The sequence below is a fragment of the Vibrio sp. 10N.261.51.A3 genome (genome assembly GCF_041471965.1).
Classification (GTDB): Bacteria; Pseudomonadota; Gammaproteobacteria; order Enterobacterales; family Vibrionaceae; genus Vibrio; species Vibrio crassostreae_C.
Genome location: NZ_JBFRPK010000054.1, coordinates 43,696 through 52,778, shown reverse-complemented (window position 1 = coordinate 52,778; position 9,083 = coordinate 43,696). Strand labels below are relative to the sequence as shown.

The 9,083-nt window shown below is 46.0% G+C and carries 9 protein-coding genes; 1 reads left to right on the top strand and 8 read right to left on the bottom strand.

Features of this window, described 5'->3' with window-relative positions:
* Positions 1-96: 96 nt before the first annotated feature.
* Together purD and purH are read right to left on the bottom strand one after the other, a co-directional pair.
* Positions 97-1,386, bottom strand: a complete 1,290-nt coding sequence (gene purD, locus AB4371_RS14090) for a phosphoribosylamine--glycine ligase (RefSeq protein WP_280542193.1) — start codon at positions 1,384-1,386, stop codon at positions 97-99.
* A 180-nt stretch (positions 1,387-1,566) separates the two neighbouring features.
* On the bottom strand, positions 1,567-3,177 hold the full coding sequence (gene purH, locus AB4371_RS14085; protein WP_009844686.1) for a bifunctional phosphoribosylaminoimidazolecarboxamide formyltransferase/IMP cyclohydrolase: 1,611 nt from the start codon (positions 3,175-3,177) through the stop codon (positions 1,567-1,569).
* Positions 3,178-3,502: 325 nt separating this feature from the next.
* Here purH and zntR point away from each other — a divergent pair, with 325 nt between their 5' ends.
* Positions 3,503-3,943, top strand: coding sequence for a Zn(2+)-responsive transcriptional regulator (gene zntR / locus AB4371_RS14080; RefSeq protein ID WP_048612394.1), 441 nt, complete (start codon positions 3,503-3,505; stop codon positions 3,941-3,943).
* An 88-nt stretch (positions 3,944-4,031) separates the two neighbouring features.
* On the opposite strand, the gene fis is transcribed toward zntR, so the two are convergent.
* The 6 genes from fis to aroQ form a co-directional block, all read right to left on the bottom strand.
* Positions 4,032-4,328, bottom strand: coding sequence for a DNA-binding transcriptional regulator Fis (gene fis, locus AB4371_RS14075; RefSeq protein ID WP_004729744.1), 297 nt, complete (start codon positions 4,326-4,328; stop codon positions 4,032-4,034).
* A gap of 23 nt (positions 4,329-4,351) precedes the next feature.
* On the bottom strand, positions 4,352-5,320 hold the full coding sequence (gene dusB / locus AB4371_RS14070; RefSeq protein WP_032546269.1) for a tRNA dihydrouridine synthase DusB: 969 nt from the start codon (positions 5,318-5,320) through the stop codon (positions 4,352-4,354).
* 140 nt (positions 5,321-5,460) lie between these two features.
* Complete coding sequence (gene prmA / locus AB4371_RS14065) at positions 5,461-6,348, bottom strand: 50S ribosomal protein L11 methyltransferase (protein ID WP_372150151.1); 888 nt, start codon at positions 6,346-6,348, stop codon at positions 5,461-5,463.
* A gap of 170 nt (positions 6,349-6,518) precedes the next feature.
* A complete protein-coding gene (gene accC / locus AB4371_RS14060) occupies positions 6,519-7,862 on the bottom strand; it encodes an acetyl-CoA carboxylase biotin carboxylase subunit (protein ID WP_017062706.1) in 1,344 nt (447 codons plus the stop codon).
* Positions 7,863-7,877: 15 nt separating this feature from the next.
* Positions 7,878-8,330: an acetyl-CoA carboxylase biotin carboxyl carrier protein gene (gene accB / locus AB4371_RS14055; RefSeq protein ID WP_017062707.1), complete on the bottom strand. Its 453-nt coding sequence runs from the start codon at positions 8,328-8,330 to the stop codon at positions 7,878-7,880.
* A gap of 74 nt (positions 8,331-8,404) precedes the next feature.
* Positions 8,405-8,854 (bottom strand): type II 3-dehydroquinate dehydratase, encoded by a 450-nt coding sequence (aroQ, locus tag AB4371_RS14050; RefSeq protein WP_010435475.1) that lies wholly within the window; start codon positions 8,852-8,854, stop codon positions 8,405-8,407.
* Positions 8,855-9,083: the final 229 nt, after the last annotated feature.

Here is a 9,083-nt window from a genome sequence, read left to right as displayed (position 1 = left end):
GTGTATAAGAGACAGCCTATTGAGGCGCCTTTTTCTGTTATTCACTTGCTGTCATTTGCTTACTGTTATTGGAAAGTAAGCGAGCAACAAGATTGTTTACTGCTCTTGTTCGCGCGCAATCGCACGGTAACCAATATCATTGCGGTGGAACATACCATTCCAGCTAACTTGCTTCGTCAACGCGTAAGCGCGCTCTTGAGCCTCAGAAACCGTATTGCCCAGTGCTGTTGCACAAAGTACACGACCGCCGTTTGTCACAACGTCGCCAGCTTCATTATTTGTCGTACCCGCGTGGAAAACCTTTTGGCCTTCAACTTCGCTTGTTGGTAGTGAAATAACGTCACCTTTTGCGTAGTCAGCAGGGTAACCGCCAGCCGCAAGAACAACACCGATAGAAGCGCGTGGATCCCACTTCGATTCTGCTTCGTCGAGCTTCTCGTCGATAGCCATTAGGCAAAGTTCAACAAGGTCTGACTCCATACGCATCATGATAGGTTGCGTTTCAGGGTCGCCAAAGCGGCAGTTGTATTCGATAACTTTAGGTGTGCCGTCAGCATCGATCATTAGGCCAGCGTAAAGGAAACCTGTGTAAGGTGCGCCTTCTGCGTCCATACCACGTACCGTTGGGTAGATAACTTCCTCAAGGATACGGTTGTGGATTTCTGGAGTTACAACCGGCGCAGGAGAGTAAGCACCCATGCCGCCCGTGTTTGGCCCAGTGTCTTTGTCGCCAACACGTTTGTGATCTTGGCTGGTGGCCATAGGAAGCACGCTAGAGCCGTCAACCATTACGATGAAGCTTGCTTCTTCGCCTTCGAGGAACTCTTCGATAACAACGCGGCTGCCTGCTTCGCCAAAGGCGTTGCCCGCTAGCATGTCTTTGATTGCGTCTTCTGCTTCTTCAAGGGTCATCGCAACGATAACGCCTTTACCTGCCGCAAGACCGTCAGCTTTCACTACGATAGGAGCGCCTTGCTCGCGAACGTAAGCGATAGCTGGCTCAATCTCAGTGAAGTTTGAGTAGTAACCTGTTGGGATATCATGACGAGCTAGGAAGTCTTTAGTGAATGCTTTCGAACCTTCAAGCTGTGCTGCCGCTTGAGTTGGACCAAAGATAGGAAGACCCACTTCGCGGAATGCGTCAACCACACCAATAACTAATGGCGCTTCAGGGCCAACGATAGTTAGTTCGATTTTTTTCTCTTGAGCAAACGCCACTAAACCAGCGATGTCTTCAACGCCGATGTTTACGTTCTCTAGTTTTGGCTCAAGTGCAGTACCTGCGTTACCTGGAGCGATGAATACTGTTTCAACGTTTGGGTTTTGTGCTGCTTTCCAACCTAGTGCATGCTCACGACCGCCAGCACCGATGATTAAAACTCGCATTGTAAAATCCTTAATCTCAAATATCTAAATATTTAAAAAAACAAAATTATAAATTCTGCTCAAAGTAGTTGGTGATGTGGCTAGGCAGCAATTGAGCCCATCCCGGGAGCATAGCGCGCTATGTGACCGGGGTGGGCGAAAGCAGCTAACGACGCCACAGTGCCAAATACGAAGAGGAAATTAGTGGCGGAAGTGACGCATGCCTGTGAATATCATCGCCATGCCGTGTTCGTCTGCTGCTGCGATAACTTCGTCATCACGCATAGAGCCGCCCGGTTGGATAACACACTTGATGCCAGCCTCTGCAGCCGCGTCGATACCGTCACGGAATGGGAAGAATGCATCTGATGCCATCACACAGCCTTCAACCTGTAGACCTTCGTCTGCAGCTTTGATGCCTGCGATTTTCGCAGAGTAAACGCGGCTCATTTGGCCAGCGCCAACACCAATTGTCATGTCGCCTTTCGAGTAAACGATAGCGTTAGATTTAACGTATTTCGCTACTTTCCAGCAGAATAGAGCATCTTTTAGCTCTTCAGCCGTTGGTTGACGCTTAGAAACTACTTTTAGGTCGTCTTCTGAAACCATGCCTTGGTCGCGGTCTTGCACTAGTAAACCACCGTTAACGCGTTTCACGTCAAAACCAGTTGTCTTAGTTGTCCACTCACCACACTCAAGCAGGCGAAGGTTTTTCTTAGCCGCTACGATTGCTACTGCTTCAGCAGAAACAGATGGTGCAATGATAACTTCAACGAATTGACGCTCAGTGATAGCCGTTGCTGTTGCTGCGTCTAGTTCACGGTTGAAAGCGATGATGCCGCCAAATGCAGACGTTGGATCTGTTTTGAATGCGCGGTCGTAAGCTTCTAGGATGTCTTCACCTAGTGCAACACCACATGGGTTAGCGTGCTTAACGATCACACATGCTGGCTGGTCGAACTCTTTCACACACTCAAGTGCTGCGTCAGTGTCAGCGATGTTGTTGTAAGAAAGGGCTTTACCTTGAATTTGGCGAGCAGTAGATACAGATGCTTCTTCAGGGTTCGCTTCAACGTAGAATGCTGCTGCTTGGTGGCTGTTCTCACCGTAGCGCATGTCTTGCTTCTTCTCGAACTGTTGGTTGAACGTGCGAGGGAACTTAGACTCTTCGTCAGCCTTCTTTCCTTCTTCATCAAGTAGAGAGGCACCGTATGATGGAACCATAGTGCCGAAGTAGTTAGCGATCATGCCGTCGTAAGAAGCCGTGTGTTCGAATGCTGCGATAGCGAGGTCGAAGCGAGTCTCTAGTGTTAGAGATTTCTCGTTCGCGTCCATTTCAGCCACAACACGCTCGTAGTCGTGTGCGTTTACAACGATCGTTACGTCTTTGTGGTTTTTTGCCGCAGAGCGAACCATGGTTGGGCCACCGATGTCGATGTTCTCAACAGCGTCAGCAAGGGTACAACCTTCTTTAGCAACGGTTTCTGCGAATGGGTATAGGTTTACAACAACCATATCGATAGGGTTGATACCGTGAGTTTCCATCACGTCATCATCTTGGCCACGACGGCCTAGAACACCACCATGAACTTTCGGGTGCAGAGTCTTAACACGGCCATCCATCATTTCTGGGAAACCAGTGTAGTCAGATACTTCTGTAACAGAGATGCCTTTTTCAGCAAGCAGGCGAGCAGTGCCACCGGTAGATAGGATATCTACACCACGGTTAGCAAGAGCTTGTGCAAATTCAACGATACCAGTTTTGTCTGATACGCTGATGAGAGCGCGGCGAATTGGACGAGCGTTATTCATGCTTCCATCTTCCTCAAATTCATGGGGTTAAAATAAAGATATTTGCCAAAAAAGAACTTGTTTCTATCTTCTTAGCGTGGATTATCTTAGATACCAGTAAGAGATAAAATATTGGCCAGTTTTGGTAAAGACCTTTTGGGTTAGTCTTATGATTAAGCTATAAGATAACCAACTCCAAATTTGATGGCGCAGATTCTAACTAATTTATTACAAAAAAGCTCGCGCAATCGTTTGGCATCTCAAAATTAATTATGAAAAGTGCCATTTCAGCCTGAAAAGTAACGATAAGGTTAATTGTGGAATGGACGGAACAGTAGGAAAAAACATGTTTCAGATCGGTGAATTAGCGAAACGATGCGGTGTGACAGCCGATACCTTACGATTTTATGAGAAGAATAACCTGATCGCGCCAGCCAGTCGCAGTGAGTCGGGTTATCGCCTATATGATGAAAATAACCAGAAACAGGTAACGTTTATTCTCAAATCTAAAGCGTTGGGACTGAGTCTGGACGAGATTAAAGAATTGCTTGAGATTCGTCTCGAAGCCACACAGCACAGTTGCGCCGAAGTGAAATCAATTACCTCAGCAAAACTAGAGATGATCGATGAGAAGATTACCGAGTTAACTAAGATTCGCACCGCACTTAAAAAGATTAATGATGCGTGTTGTGGTCACGTAGACGATGATGCAAGCCATTGTTCGATTCTAGCAGCCTTGGACTCAGCAAACGTCGACAAAGGTCGCTGCTGTCGCACTGGAGAGTAATCAGCGACTATCACGGATCGACAAGCCAAAAAAAAGCCAAACTCAACAATGAGCTTGGCTTTCAATTCAATAAATTACGAAAGAACGATTAGTTCATGCCGTATTTTTTAAGTTTCTTGCGAAGAGTACCGCGGTTAATACCCATCATGGTTGCTGCGCGAGTTTGGTTACCGCGAGTGTACTGCATGATAGTGTCTAGTAGTGGCTGTTCAACTTCAGCTAATACTAATTCGTATAACTCGCTGACTTCTTGACCGTTTAATTGAGCAAGGTAATTTTTCAATGATGCTTTAACTGAGTCACGTAGTGGCTTCTGCGTGATTTGGTCTTGTGATGTAACTGTAGTTACTGTCAATGCTTCTGAAGTCAGATTTTGTTCGAACATATTCGGTCTAGCTCTTCTCGTAATTATGGTGCAACGTTATCAAAAAAACCTTCTAGCGCTTCAAGCTGCAGATCACCTGCTTCGAATGCGTTGAAGGTACGGCGAAACTCACTCGCTTGTTCATGTTCTTTTAGATACCAACCCACATGCTTACGAGCGATGCGAGGGCCTAAAAACTCTCCATAAAATTCATGTAGAGCGTGCACATGACCAAGCATGATGTCTTTCACTTCCGAAATCGGGAGTGGGTCCATCGTGGTGCCGTTTTCCAAATAGTGTAGGATTTCGTTAAAAATCCAAGGACGTCCTTGGGCAGGTCGACCTATCATTAAAGCATCAGCGCCGGTGTACTCCAGCACAAACTTCGCTTTTTCCGGACTATCGATATCACCGTTAGCGATAACCGGAATAGATACTGCTTGTTTCGCTGCTTTAATGTGTTTGTATTCTGCCTCACCTTTGTACATACAAGCGCGAGTTCTTCCATGGAGCGCAAGAGCTTGTATGCCGCAGTCTTCGGCTATTTTCGCGATTTGGACACAGTTTCTATTGTCTGTATCCCAGCCTGTGCGCGTTTTCAACGTTACTGGAACGTCGACAGCATTTACCACCGCTTTCAGAATGTCTTCAATGAGTTCTGGATGCTGCAGTAAGGCTGAGCCCGCAAGCTTCTTATTCACTTTTTTGGCTGGACAACCCATGTTGATATCGATGATTTGCGCACCGTTATCGACATTAAATTGAGCAGCCTCGGCCATAAGCTGTGGATCTGCACCAGCGATTTGTACTGAACGAATGCCCGATTCGCCTTCATGTACCATACGCTGCTGAGACTTTGACGTTTTCCAAACTTTCGGATTGGAGGACATCATTTCACTGACTGCCATCCCCGCACCGTAGCGAAGACACAACTCACGGAATGGTCTATCCGTTACGCCAGCCATAGGAGCGACGATTAGATTGTTCTTAAGTTGATAATTTCCGATTTTCAAAAATGTCATCACAGTTCTGTACCAGCAAGGGCGCGCATTTTACGCATTTTTTCGCTGCGTGAAAAGACTAATATTTGAGCATTTACAATTTGTTTTTGTAATTTGTTTAAATTTCAGTCAATTAGCGCCCAAAGTCTTGTCTAGCCTTGCTTGCGACCTGAGATTCGACACCATTCTTGTTGTTCGATGATCGGATCAATGTGAAGCTCATCACGATAATAAGTGGCAACATCTTCTGCTTGTGTATCTAAAACACCCGACATCGCAAGTACACCATTTTGCTTAACTAGGCCCTTGATGATGCCAGAAAGGTCGCGTAATGGACCCGCAAGAATGTTGGCAACAACAACGTCTGCTAGCAAACCTTCCGGTTGATCTTGTGGCAAGAACACCTCTAGTTGCTCAGCAACGCCATTGCGTTGTGCGTTGTCTTTTGATGCAAGCAGAGCTTGAGGATCAATGTCGATCCCGATAACTTTTGCTGCGCCTAGTTTGATCGCAGCGATCGCTAGGATGCCTGAGCCACAACCGAAGTCGATCACGGTTTTGCCTGCAAGGTCTAAGCCTTCAAGCCACTCAAGACACAATGCCGTTGTCGGGTGAGTACCTGTACCAAATGCAAGGCCAGGGTCTAGCATTACGTTAACAGCGTCAGGTTCAGGGATATCGCGCCAGCTAGGGCAGATCCATAAACGCTCACCAAACTTCATTGGGTGGAAGTTGTCCATCCATTCACGCTCCCAATCCTTGTCTTCAATTTGCTCTACTTTATGAGCAAAGTCTGCAGGGAACATGTTGCTTGCTTTAATCTGCGCTAGAACGACACCAGTATCAGTCTCAGCGTCGTAAAGCGCGAGAATGTCAGTATCACCCCAAAGGCGAGTTTCGCCTGGCAGAGGCTCAAATACAGGGGTATCTTGTGCATCCAGGAAAGTTACAGAAAGAGCACCAGTCTCTTCCATTAACATGTCGCCGATTTGTTCGGCATTTTCATTGGTAGCATTAAGCTTGATTTGAATCCAAGGCATGGCTGCATCTTCTATATGAGAAAAATTGGATGGCGAGTCTAGCAGAAAATATGAGCAAATTCACCAAAACCCCACGGAATATAATGGGGATTAAAGATTGATTTTTTCGGCGGTTCAAAAACAAAAATGCTCACCGAAGTGAGCATTTTGACTGTTCTTAAACGAACGGATTATGACAAACCAAGTTTCTTCTCAAGGTAGTGGATGTTTGCACCACCGTGTTGGAAGTTTTCGTCGTTCATAATAGACAGTTGAAGCTCAGTATTAACGTTAATACCTTCAACAATCATTTCACCCAATGCGTTCTTCATACGAGCGATAGCAACATCACGGTTCTCACCGTAAGTGATCAGCTTACCAATCATTGAATCGTAGTGTGGTGGCACTGTGTAACCCGTGTAGATGTGAGATTCCCAACGTACGCCCATGCCGCCTGGTGCGTGGAAACGTTCAATCTTACCTGGTGAAGGTAGGAAACGAACGGGATCTTCAGCATTGATACGACATTCGATTGAGTGGCCACGCAGCTTAATGTCATCCTGAGTGAATGATAGAGGCTGACCAGCTGCAATACGTAGCTGTTCTTTCACTAGGTCGATACCCGTTACCATTTCAGTAATCGTGTGTTCAACCTGGATACGAGTGTTCATTTCGATGAAGTAGAATTCACCGTTCTCGTATAGGAATTCAAATGTACCTGCACCGCGGTAACCGATCTCAATACATGCACGAGTACAACGTTCGCCAATGTACTTACGCATCTCTTCAGTGATACCCGGTGCTGGCGCTTCTTCCACAACTTTCTGGTGACGACGCTGCATTGAACAGTCACGCTCACCTAGGTGGATAGCATTACCTTGGCCATCTGCAAGCACTTGTACTTCAATGTGACGTGGGTTTTCTAGGAATTTCTCCATGTAAACCATGTCGTTGTTGAAACATGCTTTTGCTTCAGCACGAGTCATCGCGATAGCTTCTGTTAATTCTGCTTCAGAACGAACAACACGCATACCACGACCGCCGCCGCCGCCAGATGCCTTGATGATAACTGGGAAGCCAATGCGTTTAGCGTGCGCTTTGTTTTTTGCTTCGTCGTCGTCAAGAGGGCCGTCAGAACCTGGTACACAAGGTACGCCAGCTTTCTTCATTGACGTGATAGCTGACACTTTGTCACCCATCATGCGAATGGTTTCAGCTTTAGGGCCAACGAAGATAAAGCCACTGCGCTCTACCTGTTCTGCAAAGTCTGCATTTTCAGATAGGAAGCCGTAGCCAGGGTGAACAGCTACTGCACCTGTAACTTCAGCTGCGCTGATGATACGAGGGATGTTTAGGTAGCTATCGATACCACGAGCTGGACCGATACAAATGGTTTCGTCTGCAAGCAGTACGTGCTTAAGGTCACGGTCAGCAGTTGAGTGAACCGCTACCGTTTTAATGCCAAGCTCTTTACATGCACGCAGAATACGTAGTGCAATCTCACCACGGTTCGCGATTACTAATTTATCTAACATAATGAGTGCTCTCTATTATTCGATAATTACTAGAGCTTGGTCGAATTCTACTGGTTGACCGTCTTCAACTAGGATAGCTGTTACAACACCAGATTTATCAGCTTCGATTTGGTTCATCATTTTCATTGCTTCAACGATACATAGCGTTTCGCCAGCAGTTACAGATTGACCAACTTTAACGAATGGTTTTGCGTCTGGGCTTGGAGCGCCGTAGAAAGTACCAACCATTGGAGAAAGAACTTGGTGACCAGCTGGAACTGCAGGAGCTGCTGCTTCTGCTGCTACAGGTGCCGCCGCAGGAGCTGCTGCCGCTACAGGTGCTGGAGCAGCTGCATATTGAACAGGTGCTACAGGTGCAGTGCTGTTACGACTGATTCGTACTGACTCTTCACCTTCAGAGATTTCTAGCTCAGAAATACCAGACTCTTCAACCAATTCGATTAGCTTTTTGATTTTGCGAATATCCATTGTTTCTTTCTCTTTATCTGTTAATTGAACTTACTCTATGACTGAGTAGGTTAGTAATAGTTCGTTGTTTATGTTTACTTTGAGTTGAGCTTGCTGAGCGCAGCGGTCAAAGCAAATTGATAACCTTGGGCACCTAAGCCACAAATCACACCTTCTGCTTTATCAGATAGGTAAGAGTGGTGACGGAATGGTTCACGCGCGTGAACATTCGATAGATGAACCTCAATAAATGGTATTGCAACGCCAAGTAGTGCATCACGCAGTGCCACACTGGTATGTGTAAAGGCTGCTGGGTTGATAATAATAAAATCAACATTTTGATAAGCACTATGGATAGCTTCAATCAGTTCGTACTCACGATTTGACTGTAAGTGAGATAGCTCAACATCGTGTGCTTTCGCTTGCTCGGTCAGTGAGCTAATAATCTGGTCAAGTGTTTGAGAACCGTAGTGTGCGGGCTCTCTAAGGCCTAACAGGTTAAGGTTTGGGCCATTTAAAACTAGAATGCGAAACTTTGTAGACATCGTGGGGCTATCTTCCTTTATCGTGTTTACGAACGTGAATGTTGCCATTTTATTGAAAATTTGCGGTTAATTTCCAGTGAGAAAAACCCAAATTTAAAAATTAGAACCAGATTATAGCTAATTCAGCGCAAATCGCAGCAATTTACTGGTCTAATCTCCTATTGATACAGCTTGGAATTGTTACCAACTTAACAAAAAAGCGTCTTAGCCTTAATTTGGGGCGGGATAT

Bases quoted from the DNA above. Each gene is read 5' to 3' on its own strand.
- accB (WP_017062707.1), bottom strand. From the start codon at position 8,330: ATGGATATTCGCAAAATCAAAAAGCTAATCGAATTGGTTGAAGAGTCT.
- accC (WP_017062706.1), bottom strand. From the start codon at position 7,862: ATGTTAGATAAATTAGTAATCGCGAACCGTGGTGAGATTGCACTACGT.
- zntR (WP_048612394.1), top strand. From the start codon at position 3,503: ATGTTTCAGATCGGTGAATTAGCGAAACGATGCGGTGTGACAGCCGAT.
- aroQ (WP_010435475.1), bottom strand. From the start codon at position 8,854: ATGTCTACAAAGTTTCGCATTCTAGTTTTAAATGGCCCAAACCTTAAC.
- purD (WP_280542193.1), bottom strand. From the start codon at position 1,386: ATGCGAGTTTTAATCATCGGTGCTGGCGGTCGTGAGCATGCACTAGGT.
- purH (WP_009844686.1), bottom strand. From the start codon at position 3,177: ATGAATAACGCTCGTCCAATTCGCCGCGCTCTCATCAGCGTATCAGAC.
- prmA (WP_372150151.1), bottom strand. From the start codon at position 6,348: ATGCCTTGGATTCAAATCAAGCTTAATGCTACCAATGAAAATGCCGAA.
- fis (WP_004729744.1), bottom strand. From the start codon at position 4,328: ATGTTCGAACAAAATCTGACTTCAGAAGCATTGACAGTAACTACAGTT.